Consider the following 15,547-nt stretch of genomic DNA (forward strand, 5'->3'; position numbering starts at 1 on the left):
CAGGGCCGGGCCGGAGCGACTCCGGCCAGCACCGGCACCGACCCGGGCTGACCTGCGCTGATCCGGCTCCACCTGTCGCACAGCCGGCGGGTTCCCGGCGCCCTGGGGAGTAAACATCATCTTCGCGGCGGTGCCGTTGCCGCGCCGCCGGCGGTGTCGGCACGCCGGCCCGCGGTGGCGTTACCCGCCGCCCCCGAGAAGCTAACCCGCCGTCCGTTAGCGGTGCCCGCGACGAGGGTATGAGGGCGCAGTGGCGATTGTGGAGAAAGTGATCGACGCCGCACCGGAGCAGGTGTGGGCGGTGCTGGCGGACGGCTGGACGTACAGCGACTGGGTCGTCGGCACGGTGCACGTGCGCGACGTGGACGACGACTGGCCGGCGGTGGGAAGCGAACTGCACCACCGCGCCGGCCCGTGGCCGTTCTCGCTCCAGGACTCCTCCACGGTGCTCGGGTGCGAGCCGCCGCACAAGCTGATCCTCCGGGCCGGGCTCTGGCCGGCCGGGGAGGCGATCGTGGTCTTCACCCTGGAGCCGGTGGGCGGCAACGCCACCCGCGTACGGATCGGCGAGGACTTCGCCGCCGGGCCGCTGCGCTGGATCCGGAACAAGCTCAACGACCTGGTGCTGCACCAGCGCAACAAGGAGACCCTGAACCGGCTGTCGGACATCGCCACCCGCCAGAAGGCGGACCGGTGACGCAGACCGTCGTGGTGACCGGGGCGAGTGCCGGGGTCGGCCGCGCGGTCGCCCACGCGTACGCCGAGCGGGGCGGCCGCCTCGCGCTGCTCGCCCGCGGCGAGGCGGGCCTCGCCGCGGCGGAGCGGGACTGCCGGGAGCGCGGCGCCGCCGACGTGCGCACCTACCGCGTGGACGTCGCCGACGCGGGCGCGGTCCAGCGGGCGGCGGACGACGTCGTGCACCGGTTCGGCCGCGTCGACGTGTGGGTCAACAACGCGATGGTGTCGGTCTTCGCACCGACCTGGGAGATCACCGCGACGGAGTTCCGGCGGGTCACCGAGGTCAACTACCTCGGTACGGTGCACGGGACGCTCGCCGCGCTGCGTCACATGCGGGCACACGGGCGCGGCGCGATCGTCCAGGTGGGGTCCGCCCTGGCGTACCGGGGCATTCCGCTCCAGTCCGCGTACTGCGCGAGCAAGCACGCCATCCAGGGCTTCAACGACTCGCTGCGGGCCGAGCTGCTGCACGACTGCCCCGGCGTACGGCTGTCGATGGTGCAGCTCCCCGCGATCAACACCCCGCAGTTCTCCTGGGTGCGGACGCGGCTGTCCCGCCATCCCCAGCCGGTTCCGCCGATCTTCGCCCCCGAGGTGGCCGCACGGGCGATCCTCTGGGCCGCCGACCACGGGGTACGGGAGCTGAACGTCGGTGGCCCGACGTGGCGGGCCCGGCTCGGCAACGTCCTGTTCCCCGGCCTGCTGGACCGGAAGCTGGCCCGGGACGGGTACGACAGCCAGCAGACCGAGACGCCGATCGACCCGGCGACCTGGCACGACAACCTGGACCGCCCCGGCGACCAGGAGCGCGACCACGGCGCGGCCGGGGTGTTCACCGACCGCGCCCGACGACGCTCGGCGGCGCTGTGGGTCGGCACCCACAAGCCGGCCGTCTCCGGTCTCGCGGCAGCGGCTCTGTCCGTCGCGCTCGGTGCCTTCGTCCGCCGCCGGCGGTGACCCTCCCGCGCGTCCGGCGGGGCTCCCGCCGTCCCGCGTGACGGCCGGGACAGGGGAGCAATGACAACACGCACGGGGAACTGGCTACCCTCTCAGGGAACCAAGTCCGCGAAACGAGGATGTCCGACATGACTGAACCCGTGCAGCTGCCGTCACCCTGGCGGGACGTACGTCTGACGGTGGTGGTGCCGACCTACAACGAGGCGGGCAACCTCCCGGTCCTGGTGGAGCGGCTCCTCGCGCTGCCGCTGCCGGGGCTGCGGATCCTCGTGGCGGACGACAACTCCCCGGACGGCACCGGCGAGGTCGCGGACAAACTGGCCATCGAGCACCCGGAGCGGATCGAGGTCGTCCACCGGGCGGGCAAGGAGGGTCTGGGCCGCGCGTACGTCGACGGCATGAGCCGCGCTCTGGACGGCGGCGCCGAGTTCGTCGCGCAGATGGACGCCGACCTGTCCCACCCGCCGGAGGCTCTGCCGGGCATGCTCGGCGCGCTGCTCTCCACGCAGGCGGGCGTGGTCATCGGTTCGCGGTACGTGCCGGGCGGCGAGCTGGACGAGAACTGGCCGCTGTACCGGCGGGCCCTGAGCGGCTGGGCCAACCTCTACGTCCACACCCTGCTCCGGGTGCGGATCCGGGACCTCACCGCCGGCTTCAAGATCTGGAAGGCGGACGCGCTGCGCGACATCGGCCTGGAGCGGGTGCAGTCCAACGGCTACAGCTTCCAGGTGGAGATGCACTACCTGGCCACCAAGCTGGGCCACACGATCCTCGAGGTGCCGATCCGGTTCGAGGAGCGGCGGGACGGCACGTCGAAGATGACCACCGCGACCAAGATCGAGAGCGCGCTGATGCCGTTCAAGCTGCGCAGCAAGCACCGCAACATCCACCCCTGACGGCAGGCCGCGCCGGCGGGCGTCAGCGGTAGATCGCCCGGTGGGCCGCTCCGATCGCCGCGGCGTAGGCGGCACCGGTGAGGGCCCGGTCGCGGGTGAGGGCGGCCCGCGCGGCGTTCGCACCAGGGCCGCCGTGCACCCCGCCGCCGGGATGCGCCGACGCGCTGGCCAGGAAGAGCCGGTCCACCGGCGTGTCCGCGCGGCCGAGGCCGGGGATCGGGCGGAGGAACAACTGCTGGTACGCGGCGGCCGTCCCGCCGCCGAGCGCCCCGGCGACGAGGCTGGGGTCGCCCGCCTCCAGGTCGGCGGGCCCGGCGACGTGCCGGCCCACGACGAGGCTCTTGAAGCCCGGGGCGGCCTCCTCCAGCACGTCCTCCATCCGCTCCACGTGCCCGGTGATCTCCTCGGCGCGCCAGTGCCGGCGGAACGGCAGGTGCGTGTACGACCACAGCGACTCGGTGCCCGGCGGTGAGTGGCTCGGGTCGGCGACGGTCATCTGGCCGACCAGCAGGAACGGGTCCCGGGGGATCTCACCGCGGGCCAGCGCGGCGGCGTAGGTGGTGAGCCCGTCGAGGTCCGCCCCGAGGTGGACGGTGCCGGCGGTGGCCACCGCCCGGTTGGTCCAGGGCACCGGGGCGGAGAGCGCCCAGTCGACCTTCAGCGTCGAGCCGTCCCACTTGAAGTGCGCGAGGTCCTCGACGAGCCGGGGCGGGAGCGCCCCCGCCCCGACCAGGTCCAGGTAGAGCGCGGGCGCCGGCACGTCGGCGAGCACCGCCCGGCGGGCCCGCCACAGGGTGCCGCCCACGGTGCGGACGCCCATCGCGCGGCCCCGGGCGGTCAGCACCCGGTCCACCCGGGCGCCGTAGAGGATCCGGCCGCCCCGCTCGGCGAGCCGGGCCACCAGCGCGTCGGTGATCTTCTGGGCGCCGCCGTCCGGCACCGGCCAGCCGACCTGCTGGCCGAGCATCGCCAGCAGCCACCCGTACACGCCGGAGCCGGCGTCCTCCGGAGACAGGTCCGTGTGCAGGGCGCACCCGGCGAGCAGGGCCGGCCCGCCGGCGCCGTCGAAGAGTTCGTCGCCGAGCTTGCGGACCGGCACCACCAGCCGCCGGGCCAGTCGCAACGCCCCGGAGACCTTCAGCCGCCGCAGCAGCGTGAGGCCGCTGCGGACCGGCGGGAAGGGCCCGGTGATGGCCTCGAGCATCGGGCCGGCGACCTGACACCAGTCGTCGTACGCGGTGAGCCACCGCTTGCCGTCGCCGGCCGCGAACGCGTCCAGCGAGGCGGCCGTGGCCTCCGGGTCGCGGTTGAGCACCGCCGCCCGCCCGTCCGGCAGCAGGTGCGCCAGCACGTCCGGCGAGTGCCGCCAGCGCAGCCCGTACCCCTCCAGGCGGAGGTCGCGCAGGACGGGGGACGCGTACCCGAGCGGGTAGAAGGAGCTGTACAGGTCGCTGAGGTAGCCGGGGGCGGTGACGCACGCCGAGCGGACCGCCCCGCCCGGCACCTCGGTCGCCTCCAGCACCAGCACGTCCCAGCCGGCGTCGGCCAGCAGGTTGGCGGCGACCAGCCCGTTGTGGCCGGCACCGACGACAACGGCGTCCGCGCTCCCCGCGCCGGTCGAAGTCATCCGATCCGCCTACCCGGCGTCGAACCGGGCGAAACGCGTTTGCCTCGTGCGGGCCGGGGCATCCACTGCCGCATGTACACGGTTGCACAGCTCATAGGTGGAGTGTGGGGCGCGGGCGGCGAGGGGGGCGAGCTGGTCGTCCACGACCCGGCCGACGGGTCCCCGGTCAGCTCGGTGCCGGTGGCGACGGCGGACGAGGTCGGCAAGGCGGTGGAGGCGGCACGCGGTGCCGCGGCCGACTGGGCGGCCACCGCCCCGGCCGATCGGGCCGCCGCTCTGCACCGGGCGGCGGACGCGGTCGCGGCCGTGGCCGACGAGCTGGCCCGGGCGACCACGGCCGAGATGGGGAAGCCGCTCGCCGACGCGCGCGGCGGTGTGGACGCGGGCATCGGCACGTTGCGACAGTACGCCGAACTCGCCCCGCTGCGCGGCGGGCGGACGTTGCACGGGGGTCACCACGCGCTGGACTTCATGGTCCCCCAACCGCGCGGCGTGGTGGCCGCGATCACCCCGTGGAACGACCCCGTGGCGGTCTCCTGCGGTCTGCTCGGCGCCGCCCTGGTCACCGGCAACGTGGTCCTCTACAAGCCCAGCGAGCGCACCCCGGCCACCGGCTGGCTGCTGGCCAGGGCCCTCGACGAGGCGCTGCCGGCCGGGGTGCTGTCGCTGCTGACCGGCGGGCCCGAGGTGGGCGCGGCGCTGGCCGCCCAGCAGGTCGACGTGGTCGCCCACGTCGGGTCCACCGCCACCGGCCGGGCCATCGCCGCGGCGGCGGCCCGCACCGGCGCGAAGGTGCTGCTGGAGAACGGCGGCAGCGACCCCCTCGTCGTCGACGCCGGCGTGGACCCGGTCTGGGCGGCCGGGCAGGCCGCGCTCGGCGCGTTCGCCAACGCCGGCCAGATCTGCGTGGCGGTGGAGCGCATCTACGTGCACCGGGACGTGGCCGAGGACTTCGTCGACGCCCTGGTCGAGCGGGCGCAGGCGCTGCGGACGGGCCCCGGCGCCGACCCGGGGACCGAGCTGGGCCCACTGGTCGACCGGCGGCACCGCGACCACGTGCACGGGCAGGTCACCGCGGCGGTGGCGGAGGGAGCCCGGCTCCGCACCGGTGGCACCGTGCCCGACGGTCCCGGCGCGTTCTACCCGGCGACGGTGGTCACCGAGTGCCGGCACGACATGACCCTCGTCCGCGAGGAGACCTTCGGGCCGGTCGCCCCGGTCGTGGTGGTCGACTCGTTCTCCGAGGCGCTGCGCTGCGCGGCGGACTCACCGTACGGGCTCGCCGCGACGGTGCTGACCGGCTCCATGAGCCACGCCCAGCGCGCCTGGCGCGAGCTGCCGGTCGGCACGGTCAAGGTCAACGCCGTCTTCGGCGGCGCGCCGGGCGGTGCCGCGCATCCGCGCCGCGGCAGCGGCCAGGGCTTCGGGTACGGCCCGGAGCTGCTCGACGAGTTCACCGCCACGAAGGCGGTGCACATCGAGGCTCCCGGCGGCGGCCACTGGTGAACACGGGACGGGGCCGCCCCGGCCGGGGCGGCCCCGTCGTTCCGCGTACTCCTATCGGGAGCGGGCCTTGGCCTTCTCCCGGGTCTCGGTGGTCTTGCGGGTGTTGGCCTTCTGGATGGCCTTGACCAGTTCCGGCTTGGTCATGCTGGACCGGCCGCGGACGTCGAGCTTGCGCGCGACCTCCATCAGGTGTTCCTTGGGGGCGTTGGCATCCACCCCGCCGGCGGTGGGTGTGCGGCGCTGCGGGCCGCCGCCGGCCGCCTGCCGGTCGCTCGGGCCCTTGCGCCCCTTCGGCTCCCAGTGGTCGCCCACCTTCTCGAACTGGTGCTTGACCGCCGCGAACGCGGTCCGGTGCGACCGCTCCCCCTCGCCGTACGTCTGCACCGCCGAGTCGTGCGTCTTCTCCCAGGTGCGCTGCGCCTTCTCCGGGGAGCGCCGCAGCGTGCTGGGCATGTCCTCGCGCCCGGGCATCTCGTCCTCCTCCGCGTCGATGGTCTGCTCTTGACCGTTCCCCAGCGGCCGACCGGCAAACCGGGTGCCGCGTTTGTCGATTTCCGGCCCGGGGTACCGGCGGAGCCAGGCGACACCGGCGTACCCCGACGTCCGGTGACCGGGGCACAGGGAGCGGGCAATGACGACGACGGAGCCCGGCGCGGCACTCGACGGGGCACCCCGGCTGCGGCTGCCCGGACGGGTACGGCAGCTGAGCTGGCGGACCTGGCGGGGCGTGCTGGTGCGCAGCGCCCGCAACTTCGTCCGGGACAACTGCGCCGACTGGGCGGCGGCGCTGACCTACTACGGGGTGCTCGCGCTCTTCCCCTCCACGATCGTGGTGGTCGCCCTGGTCGGGCTCGTCTCCGAGGGCGAGCGGACCGTGGACACGGTCCTCGACGTGGCCCGCGACGTGGGTGCCGGGTCGGTGGTCGCCAACGAGGGCTTCGTGACCGTGGTCCGGGGCGTGGTCGAGGAGCAGAGCGGCGCGAGCGTGCTGCTGAGCTTCGGTCTGCTCGGCGCGCTGTGGTCGGCCTCGGGCTTCATCGGCGCCTTCACCCGGGCCTCCAACGCCGTCTACGGGGTCGAGGAGGGACGGCCGATCTGGAAGCTGCGGCCCATGCAGATCGGGCTCGCCGCCGTGTCACTGGTGCTCCTGGCCGTGGTCGCGGTCGGGCTGATCGTCAGCGGCCCGGTGACCGACGCCGTCGGTGACCTGATCGGCGCGGGCGGGCTGGCCCGGACGGTGTGGAGCATCGTCAAGTGGCCGGTGCTGGCGCTGATCATGATGGTGCTGCTGAGCCTGCTGTTCTGGATCGCCCCGAACGTCCGGCAGCCCCGCCTCCGCTGGCTCACCCCGGGCGGCGCGGTCGCCCTGCTCTCCTGGGTCGTCGCGTCCGCCGGTTTCGGCCTGTACGTCGCCAACTTCGGCTCGTACGACGCCACGTACGGCAGCCTCGGTGCGGTCATCGCCTTCCTGGTGTGGCTCTACCTGTCCAACTCGGCGCTGATGCTCGGCGTGCAGATCAACGCGGAACTCCAGCGCGGCCGGGCCTTGCAGGCCGGTGCCCGGCACCCGGAGGAACCGCTGCTGCCGCCCAAGGCCGAGGCCGGTACGTGACGCTCTGCCGGGTTTACCGGGCACCCCACCGGGTAGCGCACAAGACATGGAACGCGTCAACAGCAAGCACGGACCGAGGCTCGACGAGCAGATGAGCCAGGAGGTCGCCGGCCTCGTGCAGGGGCCGGGGACCGGGGGCTCGCGCGTCGACGAGCAGCGGGTGCCGGAACCGGCGGGCGAGGACCAGCCGGAGACGACGACGGCACCCGCCGGCGAGCTCCGTAGCGGGGCGCCCAAGGGGATGAGTTCCCGGGACGTCGAGGATCGGAGCCGGCTGGGGCGGTTCATCACGATGTCGGCACTGCCCGGTGACCGAGCGACGCTGATCGCCAACGCGCGTGACAACGACGCGCCGGACGACATCATCACCGCCCTGGAGGGGCTGCCGGAGGGCATCCGCTACCAGACGGTGTCCGAGGTGTGGGCGGCGCTCGGCAACAAGAACGAGACGACCCGCTGGTGACCGGATCTCCCCACGATCCGGAACCCACCACCGGCGGAGAGGAGGACACCTGATGAGTGGCGTCATGGAACACGTGGACGTGTCGGTCCCGGTACGGACCGCCTACGACCAGTGGACTCAGTTCGAGGAGTTTCCGCAGTTCATGGAGGGCGTGGAGGAGGTCCGCCAGCTCACCGACACGATGACCCACTGGACGGTCGAGATCGCCGGCGTGAAGCGTGAGTTCGACGCCGAGATCACCGAGCAGCTGCCCGACGAGCGGGTCGCCTGGCGCTCGACCGGCGGCACCAAGCACGCTGGCGTGGTCACCTTCCACCGACTGGACGAGAACTCCAGCCGCGTCACCCTCCAGCTCGAGTTCGAGCCGCACGGCATGCTCGAGCAGGCCGGCGACAAGCTCGGTGTGGTCGACCGGCGCGCCAAGGGTGACCTGCAGCGGTTCAAGCAGTTCATCGAGCGGCGCGGCCAGGAGACCGGCGCCTGGCGGGGCAAGGTCGACCGCCCGCAGCCCTGACCCCCGACCCGAACCTCGACGGCCGCCGGCACCGCCGGCGGCCGTCGCCGTGCCGGTCGGGTTTCGTGGGGGTGGGGTCGGGTACGGCACCAGGTATGACGGACGAGAACAAGGTGTGGCGCGACGAGGAACGGACTCCCATCCAGGAGCTGGACCGGGCCGTCGCCCGCTCGACGCTGGACGGCCAGGCCGACGATGTGACCGGCAACGACGCCGGCGAGGAGGCCGCCTTCGGGCACGGGCCGGAGGCGGTCGACCGCGGCGGCCGGTCGGCCGGCCCGGGCCGCGAGCCGACCGATCCGGACCGCGCGTACCGGCCGTCGACCACCGGCCGGACCGGCCCGGACACCATGTGACCGGCCGGATCCACCGGGCGAGATGTGACCGGTGTCGCTGGGCCGGGGGCGCCGCCTCCCGGTCCCGGCCGCCGGGCGGCTGACCTCCTCCGACAGGACAAGAATTACGGTCCGTGCAGTCGCGAATACGGACAGCACAGTCAGAATCGGCCGTTCGGCTGACGGCAACCCCCGTGCCGCGCGCAAGACTTTCGGGATGCAACAGGGCAACGGCATCCTCTCGATCCGTCAGCGTCGCCTGGCCTGGCTCGGCTTCCTGCTCGCCGCCGTCCAGGCTCCGGTCTCCGCCAAGCTGGTCTCCGACAGCTCCTGGCTGTTCAGCCTGTGCGTGGCGCTGATGGTGGCGACCGTGATCATCGCCGACGACGCGGCCCGCCGTCGTCCCGCCGAGGCCCGCTCCCGCGACTGACCCTCCCGACCGTCAGCCACCCGCCCCCGGGCGGGCCTCGTGACCCGGTCGGCCCCGCGTCCGGCGCCGCTCCTTCATCTCCGCCTCGTAGAGGTGACGGCGCCCGCCGACCAGCTCCTCGCGGGCCCGGCGGTCGACGTCACGGAAGAGCGCGTAGTAGCCGTCGTCGAAGTCCTCGACGATCTGGAACGTCCACCGGCCGGCGATGACGTTGCGGCCCAGCAGCTCGGTGTCGATGCGGTCGGCGATGTCGTCGTGCCCGGCGGCGCGGAACATCTCCACCGCGTCGTCCAGCATCAGGTCGGCGTGCCCGACGAGCTGGTGCAGCGAGTAGAGGTGCCCGCGTACCCGCTCGACGCACTCCAGGGCCTCGCTGAGCTTGCCGAGCGCGGCAACCGTACCGTCGCTCACCCCGGCGGGCCGTCGGTGCCGCTCGTCCGGTCCGTCCGTGCCTGCTGCCATCCGTGCCTCCGTGTTCTCGGCCTGCCGCTCCGGGCGGTCCTCTTCCGCCCCGGCCGCGCCGGGTCAATCCGTCGGACGCCGGTCGGCCGACCGGTGGAGGAGCAGAAACCACCGAGTGGACGAGGTCGACCATCGCTCCGGCCGGTTAGCCTCGTTCCCCATGCGCGTGCCGTTCAACCAGGTCACCCCCCGTACCGTCGTCGGCTCCGCCCGGTCGACGCTGGCCGCCCTGTCCGCGACCGTGGGCGCCGCCGGGCTCGCCGCGGCCGCCGTCCGGCCGGGCCTGCTCGCGCTGGTCGACCAGCACGCCGCGGCGATCCGGGAGAGCCTCGGCGGGGACCGTCGACCGCTGACCGCCGCCGCCCTGGCCGGCTACGCCGAAGGGGTACGCGCGGCCGCCCAGGAGCACGACTGGCAGCCGCCGGCCGGTCCGGTCGACTGGTCGGCGCCGGACTGGCTGCTCACGCGCCTGCTCGCGGTCTCCGCGCTGGCCGGCACCCTGGACGCCCCGAAGCCCGCGCCGCTCCCCCCGCTCTGACCTGGGGCCCGTTCCGCAGGCCGTGCGCGACGGAGGGCGCCCGCCGTCGCGGACACCCTCCGTCGTACCGTCCCGGCCCGCTCAGCGGCGGAACTGCTGGGTCTCGTCGGTCGCGCTGCCCGACTGGTACGTGCCCCGCCCGCCGGCCATGCTCGCCGACGACTCCCGGGGCATCACCTCCGTCCGCTCGGCAGCGGCCCGGTCGGCCATCTGCCGCTCGACGTCGGTGCGGCCCGCGCCCTGCGCCTGCCGGTGCTGCTGGATGGCGCGTGACTCCTCGGCCATCCGGTTCAGCCAGCCGTCCCAGCGGCTCTGCATCGGCCTCACCAGACCACCGCCGACGCCGACGATCAGGATGCCGGCCACCGTGGCGAGCACCGCGATCAGCACCGGCGTGGTCACCGTGGTGGCGATGCCGACCTGGTTCAGCGCGGCGATCACGCCGAGCGCCAGGATGAAGACGGCCGCCAGGTCGGCCAGGATCCGGCCGTACGCCAGCCCGCCAAGGGCGCCGGTGACCAGGTCACGGACCGCGTTCGCGATGGCCGCGGCCACGACCACGATGACGATCGCCACGAACGCGCGCGGCAGCCACGCCACCACACCGCGGATCAGGTCACTGATCGCGTTGGGTCCCCACACGCCGAACGCGAACTGCAGCGTGAACAGCAGCACGGCGTAGTACGCGAGCTTCGCGAGGATGTCGCTGGCGTCGTACTTCGTCCGTTCCAACGCCTTCTTGATGCCGCCGCGCTCCACCGCCCGGTCGAAGTTCACCCGTTCCAGCACCTTGTCCACGATCTTGAGGACGGCTCGGGCGATGAGCCATCCGACCACGAGGATCGCGATGAACGCGATGGCCCTCGGTATGAACAACAGCACCGATCTCCACATGTCGGCCAGGGCGTCGCCGACGTCGGCCTGCCTGACCGCGAGGGTTTCCGGCATGATGTCCCTCCTGTCGCATGGACTACGCCGCGCGCATACCCGGTCGCTCCGGAGGCACGCCGCCCGGGTGCCCCGCATTTTCCCGACATGCCGGCACACGCCAGCCCTGAGCTGGCCAAACGGGCGTCGAGGATGGTGTCGGCGGCATGATCGGAGCCAGCCGACGAAGGCTGCCGCTAGGCTTCGGGCATGCCAGGAGCGGTCGGACGGGTGCCCACGCCACCAGCGCCGGTCTCCGGCGGACCGGCGTCCTCGGGTGCGGCGGCCAGCGTGTACGCCCACGACTGGGCCGGCACCTCCCTCGGCCCCTGGCCAGGCTGGGACCCGGCCGTCCGCGCGGCCGCCGAGCTGGTGCTCGCCTCGCCCGTCCCGATGGCTCTCGCCCTGGACGACGAGTTCCTGCTGCTCTACAACGACGGCTATGCCGAGCTGATCGGCGACAAGCACCCGGAGGCGATCGGCCGCCCGGCCGCGGAGGTGTTCGCGGAGGTCTGGCAGCTGCCGGGTGTCGGGGAGGCCGTCGAGCGGACCTACCGCACCGGTGAGCCGTCCCTGGGCAAGGAGGTCACCCTGCCCCTGCGGCGCCGCCGCTCGGGGACCGTGGAGCACGCCGTCTTCACCCGGGGCTACTCGGCGGTCCGGGACAGCGGCGGCCGGATCGTCGGCGTCCTCGTCGTCGCGGCCGAGACAACCCAGGTCACCCGGCAGCTCCAGAGCCTGAGCGACCTCGCCGCCGCGCTCGCCGGCACGCTCACCCTGGACGACGTGGCACGGGTCGCCCTGCGCCACGCGCTCGCCTCCTTCGACGCCGACCAGGTGTCCTTCGGGGTCGACGAGGGCGGCGGCGGCTGGCGGATGGTCCGGCGGCTGCGGGGCGAGCTGATCGACGAGGCCGACGAGCGGCTCCCGCCGCTGTGGCGGCGCTTCCCGCCGGATTCGACGGCGCCGCTGGTCGTCACGGCACGCGTCGGGAAGTCCCGCTTCGTCGACGACGGTCAGCCGCTGCGGGAGACCGCGGTGGACCGCCACGACCAGAAGATCCAGGCTCTGGCCGCCGTACCGCTGCCCGGTGCCGTCGTCCGCGGCGGCCTGGCCGTGGGGTACCAGGCCGCACACGCCTGGTCGGGCGCCGAGCGGGCACTGCTGCACGCCTCCGCCGAGCTGGTCGGGCAGGCCGCCGAGCGGGCCCGCCGGTTCGAGACCCAGCACGGCACGGCCCAGCTCCTGCAACGCAGCATGCTGCCGGCGCACCTGCCGGACCTGCCCCGCCTGCGCATCGCCGCCCGCTACGACGCCGGTGTCGACGGGAACGCGGCCGGCGGGGACTTCTACGACGCCTTCCTGCTGCCCACCGGCGGGCTGGCCGTCGTCCTCGGCGACGTGGCGGGGCACGACGTGCAGGCGGCCGCCCGGATGGGGCAGGTCCGGGCGGCGTTGCGGGCGCTGGCCCTGGCCGACCCTCGGCCGGACGCCGTGCTCGCCGGCCTCGACCGGCTGGTGACCAGCCTGGGCGCCGAGGGCGGCACCCACGAACTGTTCGTCACCGTGGCGCTCGGGGTGATCGACGCCGACCGGCACCGGCTCACGCTCGCCAGCGCCGGTCACCCCGCGCCGCTGATCCGCCGCTGCGCCGACGGCGGCGAGCCGTACGCCGAGTACGCCGACGTGCCCACCGGCGCCCCGCTGGGTCTGGGCTGCCGGCCCGCGACCACCACGGTCCGGTTCTCGCCCGGCGACACGCTCCTGCTGTTCAGCGACGGCGTGGTGGAGCGACGCCGGCAGGGGCTGGGCACCGGCCTGGACGCGTTGGCCACCGCGGTCGCCGCGGCCGGCAGCGGCGACCCGCGTGCGCTCTGCGCGGTGGCGACCGCCGCCGTGGCGGGCGCCACCGAGGACGACGTGGCCGTGCTGGCCGTGGAGCACGCCCTGCGGCCCAGCCGGTCGGCGAGCATGGAGGTGCCGGCCGAGCCGACGGCGCCGAGCCGCGTACGCCACTGGATGACCGCGCAGCTCACCGAGTGGCAGGTGCCGGAGTCCGTCGTCGGCGCGGCGGTGCTGTGCACCAGCGAGCTGACCACCAACGCGCTGCTGCACGCCGGCACCGCCGCCCGGGTGGAGATCGACCTCAGCGCGGAGCGGCTGCTCGTGTCGGTCGCCGACACGGGCACCCGGGGCACCGTCACCAGGGCGCAGACCGACACGTTGAGCAGCCGGGGCCGGGGGCTCGGCCTGATCGAGGAGCTGAGCGACGCGTGGGGCACGGACCCGACGGTCCGGGGCTCGACGGTGTGGTTCGAGATCCTCGTGTCGAACCGCTGACGGGCGGGCCCCTCCCCGGCCGGTCACGGGCGGTGGGCGTCGAGCGGGCCCGCAGCGGGTAGGAGGACGCCCATGCCGCACGACAACGCCTCGGGTGTCCTCTTCGACGTGGACGGCACCCTGGTCGACACGACGTACCTGCACACCGTGAGCTGGTGGGAGGCGCTGCGCCAGACCGGCCAGCCGGTGCCGATGGCGACCATCCACCGTGCGATCGGCATGGGTTCGGACAAGCTCCTCGACCACCTGCTCGGGCCGGAGCGGGACCACGACGCCGACAGTCGACTGCGGGACGCCCACAACACCCTGTACGGCGAGTACTGGGAGCGGCTGGAGCCGCTCCCCCGCGCCGCCGACCTGCTGCGGGCCTGCGCCGAACGGGGGCTGCGGGTCGTGCTGGCGACGTCGGCCGCCGAGCACGAGGTGGGGGCGCTGCGCCGGGCCCTGGCCGCGGACGACGTCATCGACACCGTCACCTCGTCGGCGGACGCCCAGGAGAGCAAACCCGCCCCGGACATCCTGGTGGCCGCGCTGGACCAGGCCGGCCTCGACGCCGCCCGGACGGTGTTCGTCGGCGACTCGGTCTGGGACGTGGCCGCGGCCGGCCGGCTCGGCATCCCCTGCGTCGGCCTGACCTGCGGCGGCACCAGCCGGGGCGAGCTGGCCGGGGCGGGTGCGGTCGCCGTCTACGACGATCCGGCCGCGCTCCTCGACGGGCTCGCCGACTCGCCGCTCGCCGCGCCGCGCTGACCGCCACCCGAGCGGGCAGGAATACCGACCCGGCATCGGGGGCACTGTCTGACACCACCTGCCCGTACGCCACGGGCGAGGCGGAGAGGTGGTGTCGTGGAGCCGGTCGACGTCGCGTACGCGCTGGTGGGTCTGGGGGCGCTGCTGGCGGGGATCCTGCCGCGCGTGCTGGAGCGCCGTCCCCTGTCCATGCCGATCGCCTTCCTGGGCCTCGGCATGCTGATCTTCCTGCTGCCGACCGGCCTGCCGGAGCCCGATCCCCTGGCGCACCGCGACATCGCCACGCACCTCACCGAGATCGGCGTGATCGTGGCCCTGATGGGCGCCGGGCTGAAGATCGACCGACCGTTGAGCTGGCGGCGCTGGTCGTCGACCTGGCGGCTGCTGGCCATCGCCATGCCGGTGTGCATCGCGGCCGTGACGCTGCTCGGGTGGTGGTGGGCCGGGCTGGTGCCGGCCGCCGCGCTGCTGCTGGGGGCGGCCCTGGCCCCCACCGACCCGGTGCTCGCGGCCGACGTGCAGGTCGGCGAACCCACCGACGTCGAGGACTCCGAGGACGAGGTCCGGTTCGCCCTCACCTCGGAGGCGGGGCTGAACGACGGCCTGGCGTTCCCGTTCGTGTACGCGGCGATCGCGATCGCCACCACCAGCCTCGCCCCGGCGGACTGGCTGGCCCGCTGGGTCACCGTCGACCTGCTCTGGAAGGTGGCGGCGGGGACGGCCGGCGGCTGGTTCATCGGCTGGCTGCTCGGCAAGCTGTTCTTCCGCGCCCCGAGCACGCTGCGGCTGGCGCGGCACGCCGAGGGCTTCCTCGCGCTGGCCGCGACGTTCCTGGCGTACGGGCTGGTCGAGCTCGTCGGCGGGTACGGCTTCCTGGCGGTCTTCGTCGCCGCCCGGGCGATCCGCGCCGCCGAGCGGACGCACGAGTTCCACTCCGTGCTGCACGACTTCGCCGAGCAGGTGGAGCGGCTGCTCACCGTCCTGCTCCTGCTGCTGTTCGGCGGTGCCGTGGTCGGGGGTCTGCTCGGGCCCCTGACGTGGACCGCGGCGGCGGTCGGCCTGGCGCTGGTGTTCGTGGTCCGGCCCCTGGTCGGCTGGCTGGCGCTGCGCGGGGCGCCGGGCCGTCCGGCCGAGCACTGGGTGATCGCCCTGTTCGGCATCCGCGGCGTCGGCTCGTTCTTCTACCTCGCGTACGCGACCACGAAGGCCGACTTCCCGCAGGCCGACCTGCTCTGGGCCACGGTCGGCCTGGTGGTGGTCGTGTCGGTGGTGGTGCACGGCATCGCCGCCACCCCGGTGATGCAGCTGCTCGACGGCACCGGCGAACGCACCCCCGCCGACGCCGCCACCCAGACGACCCCCGAACCCGCCCGAACCTGACCCCGCGCCGCCCCCAGCTCCCCGCGATCTTGCAGTTTTTGCCCGGACAAAAGCGACGATGGCCGCATTACA

At 74.1% G+C, this 15,547-nt stretch carries 17 protein-coding genes; 13 read left to right on the top strand and 4 right to left on the bottom strand.

What is annotated here, in order from left to right:
* The first annotated feature begins 250 nt into the window (after nt 1-250).
* From HCJ94_RS11050 to HCJ94_RS11060, 3 genes are all read left to right on the top strand, one after another.
* The gene (locus HCJ94_RS11050; RefSeq protein ID WP_168000896.1) at nt 251-697 is read left to right on the top strand and encodes an SRPBCC family protein; all 447 of its coding nucleotides are present in this window, start codon (nt 251-253) and stop codon (nt 695-697) included.
* Nucleotides 694-1,695, top strand: a complete 1,002-nt coding sequence (locus HCJ94_RS11055) for an SDR family oxidoreductase (protein WP_168000897.1) — start codon at nt 694-696, stop codon at nt 1,693-1,695. Before HCJ94_RS11050 ends, HCJ94_RS11055 begins: the two co-directional genes overlap by 4 nt.
* Nucleotides 1,696-1,823: 128 nt before the next feature.
* Nucleotides 1,824-2,591 carry a polyprenol monophosphomannose synthase gene (locus tag HCJ94_RS11060; RefSeq protein ID WP_168000898.1) on the top strand — a complete coding sequence of 256 codons (768 nt, stop codon included), beginning with the start codon at nt 1,824-1,826 and terminating at the stop codon, nt 2,589-2,591.
* 22 nt (nt 2,592-2,613) lie between these two features.
* On the opposite strand, the gene HCJ94_RS11065 is transcribed toward HCJ94_RS11060, so the two are convergent.
* Complete coding sequence (locus tag HCJ94_RS11065) at nt 2,614-4,218, bottom strand: phytoene desaturase family protein (protein WP_168000899.1); 1,605 nt, start codon at nt 4,216-4,218, stop codon at nt 2,614-2,616.
* Between the two features lie 72 nt (nt 4,219-4,290).
* Here HCJ94_RS11065 and HCJ94_RS11070 point away from each other — a divergent pair, with 72 nt between their 5' ends.
* Complete coding sequence (locus HCJ94_RS11070) at nt 4,291-5,724, top strand: aldehyde dehydrogenase family protein (protein WP_168000900.1); 1,434 nt, start codon at nt 4,291-4,293, stop codon at nt 5,722-5,724.
* A 51-nt stretch (nt 5,725-5,775) separates the two neighbouring features.
* On the opposite strand, the gene HCJ94_RS11075 is transcribed toward HCJ94_RS11070, so the two are convergent.
* Nucleotides 5,776-6,195 carry a ChaB family protein gene (locus HCJ94_RS11075; protein ID WP_168000901.1) on the bottom strand — a complete coding sequence of 140 codons (420 nt, stop codon included), beginning with the start codon at nt 6,193-6,195 and terminating at the stop codon, nt 5,776-5,778.
* A 160-nt stretch (nt 6,196-6,355) separates the two neighbouring features.
* On the opposite strand from HCJ94_RS11075, the gene HCJ94_RS11080 reads away from it, so the two are divergent.
* The 5 genes from HCJ94_RS11080 (at nt 6,356) to HCJ94_RS11100 (ending at nt 9,078) form a co-directional block, all read left to right on the top strand.
* Nucleotides 6,356-7,336 carry a YihY/virulence factor BrkB family protein gene (locus HCJ94_RS11080; RefSeq protein WP_168000902.1) on the top strand — a complete coding sequence of 327 codons (981 nt, stop codon included), beginning with the start codon at nt 6,356-6,358 and terminating at the stop codon, nt 7,334-7,336.
* A 46-nt stretch (nt 7,337-7,382) separates the two neighbouring features.
* Nucleotides 7,383-7,799 carry a DUF2795 domain-containing protein gene (locus HCJ94_RS11085; RefSeq protein WP_168000903.1) on the top strand — a complete coding sequence of 139 codons (417 nt, stop codon included), beginning with the start codon at nt 7,383-7,385 and terminating at the stop codon, nt 7,797-7,799.
* Nucleotides 7,800-7,851: 52 nt separating this feature from the next.
* Entirely contained in the window at nt 7,852-8,313 is a 462-nt protein-coding gene (locus HCJ94_RS11090) for an SRPBCC family protein (protein ID WP_168000904.1), read from the top strand.
* 95 nt (nt 8,314-8,408) lie between these two features.
* A complete protein-coding gene (locus HCJ94_RS11095) occupies nt 8,409-8,669 on the top strand; it encodes a hypothetical protein (RefSeq protein WP_168000905.1) in 261 nt (86 codons plus the stop codon).
* 196 nt (nt 8,670-8,865) lie between these two features.
* Nucleotides 8,866-9,078 carry a hypothetical protein gene (locus HCJ94_RS11100; protein WP_168000906.1) on the top strand — a complete coding sequence of 71 codons (213 nt, stop codon included), beginning with the start codon at nt 8,866-8,868 and terminating at the stop codon, nt 9,076-9,078.
* A 12-nt stretch (nt 9,079-9,090) separates the two neighbouring features.
* Here the strand turns inward: HCJ94_RS11100 and HCJ94_RS11105 are convergent, their stop codons facing one another.
* On the bottom strand, nt 9,091-9,540 hold the full coding sequence (locus tag HCJ94_RS11105) for a hypothetical protein (RefSeq protein ID WP_168000907.1): 450 nt from the start codon (nt 9,538-9,540) through the stop codon (nt 9,091-9,093).
* A gap of 160 nt (nt 9,541-9,700) precedes the next feature.
* On the opposite strand from HCJ94_RS11105, the gene HCJ94_RS11110 reads away from it, so the two are divergent.
* Nucleotides 9,701-10,078: a DUF6401 family natural product biosynthesis protein gene (locus tag HCJ94_RS11110; RefSeq protein ID WP_168000908.1), complete on the top strand. Its 378-nt coding sequence runs from the start codon at nt 9,701-9,703 to the stop codon at nt 10,076-10,078.
* Nucleotides 10,079-10,159: 81 nt separating this feature from the next.
* On the opposite strand, the gene HCJ94_RS11115 is transcribed toward HCJ94_RS11110, so the two are convergent.
* Nucleotides 10,160-11,026 carry a mechanosensitive ion channel family protein gene (locus HCJ94_RS11115; protein ID WP_168000909.1) on the bottom strand — a complete coding sequence of 289 codons (867 nt, stop codon included), beginning with the start codon at nt 11,024-11,026 and terminating at the stop codon, nt 10,160-10,162.
* A gap of 189 nt (nt 11,027-11,215) precedes the next feature.
* Here HCJ94_RS11115 and HCJ94_RS11120 point away from each other — a divergent pair, with 189 nt between their 5' ends.
* The 3 genes from HCJ94_RS11120 to HCJ94_RS11130 all read left to right on the top strand — a co-directional run bounded on the left by HCJ94_RS11120 (nt 11,216) and on the right by HCJ94_RS11130 (nt 15,475).
* Nucleotides 11,216-13,345 (top strand): ATP-binding SpoIIE family protein phosphatase, encoded by a 2,130-nt coding sequence (locus tag HCJ94_RS11120; protein ID WP_168000910.1) that lies wholly within the window; start codon nt 11,216-11,218, stop codon nt 13,343-13,345.
* 72 nt (nt 13,346-13,417) lie between these two features.
* Nucleotides 13,418-14,095: an HAD family hydrolase gene (locus HCJ94_RS11125; RefSeq protein WP_168000911.1), complete on the top strand. Its 678-nt coding sequence runs from the start codon at nt 13,418-13,420 to the stop codon at nt 14,093-14,095.
* A gap of 96 nt (nt 14,096-14,191) precedes the next feature.
* Nucleotides 14,192-15,475 carry a cation:proton antiporter gene (locus HCJ94_RS11130; RefSeq protein WP_168000912.1) on the top strand — a complete coding sequence of 428 codons (1,284 nt, stop codon included), beginning with the start codon at nt 14,192-14,194 and terminating at the stop codon, nt 15,473-15,475.
* The last annotated feature ends 72 nt before the right edge of the window (nt 15,476-15,547 follow it).

The sequence above is a fragment of the Micromonospora thermarum genome (assembly GCF_012034245.1).
GTDB lineage: Bacteria > Actinomycetota > Actinomycetes > Mycobacteriales > Micromonosporaceae > Micromonospora > Micromonospora thermarum.

Excerpts from the sequence above, each read along its gene's own strand:
- HCJ94_RS11095 (WP_168000905.1), top strand. The coding sequence starts at position 8,409 with ATGACGGACGAGAACAAGGTGTGGCGCGACGAGGAACGGACTCCCATC.
- HCJ94_RS11100 (WP_168000906.1), top strand. The coding sequence starts at position 8,866 with ATGCAACAGGGCAACGGCATCCTCTCGATCCGTCAGCGTCGCCTGGCC.
- HCJ94_RS11085 (WP_168000903.1), top strand. The coding sequence starts at position 7,383 with ATGGAACGCGTCAACAGCAAGCACGGACCGAGGCTCGACGAGCAGATG.
- HCJ94_RS11110 (WP_168000908.1), top strand. The coding sequence starts at position 9,701 with ATGCGCGTGCCGTTCAACCAGGTCACCCCCCGTACCGTCGTCGGCTCC.
- HCJ94_RS11105 (WP_168000907.1), bottom strand. The coding sequence starts at position 9,540 with ATGGCAGCAGGCACGGACGGACCGGACGAGCGGCACCGACGGCCCGCC.
- HCJ94_RS11115 (WP_168000909.1), bottom strand. The coding sequence starts at position 11,026 with ATGCCGGAAACCCTCGCGGTCAGGCAGGCCGACGTCGGCGACGCCCTG.
- HCJ94_RS11060 (WP_168000898.1), top strand. The coding sequence starts at position 1,824 with ATGACTGAACCCGTGCAGCTGCCGTCACCCTGGCGGGACGTACGTCTG.
- HCJ94_RS11120 (WP_168000910.1), top strand. The coding sequence starts at position 11,216 with ATGCCAGGAGCGGTCGGACGGGTGCCCACGCCACCAGCGCCGGTCTCC.
- HCJ94_RS11065 (WP_168000899.1), bottom strand. The coding sequence starts at position 4,218 with ATGACTTCGACCGGCGCGGGGAGCGCGGACGCCGTTGTCGTCGGTGCC.
- HCJ94_RS11125 (WP_168000911.1), top strand. The coding sequence starts at position 13,418 with ATGCCGCACGACAACGCCTCGGGTGTCCTCTTCGACGTGGACGGCACC.
- HCJ94_RS11080 (WP_168000902.1), top strand. The coding sequence starts at position 6,356 with ATGACGACGACGGAGCCCGGCGCGGCACTCGACGGGGCACCCCGGCTG.
- HCJ94_RS11090 (WP_168000904.1), top strand. The coding sequence starts at position 7,852 with ATGAGTGGCGTCATGGAACACGTGGACGTGTCGGTCCCGGTACGGACC.
- HCJ94_RS11075 (WP_168000901.1), bottom strand. The coding sequence starts at position 6,195 with ATGCCCGGGCGCGAGGACATGCCCAGCACGCTGCGGCGCTCCCCGGAG.
- HCJ94_RS11070 (WP_168000900.1), top strand. The coding sequence starts at position 4,291 with ATGTACACGGTTGCACAGCTCATAGGTGGAGTGTGGGGCGCGGGCGGC.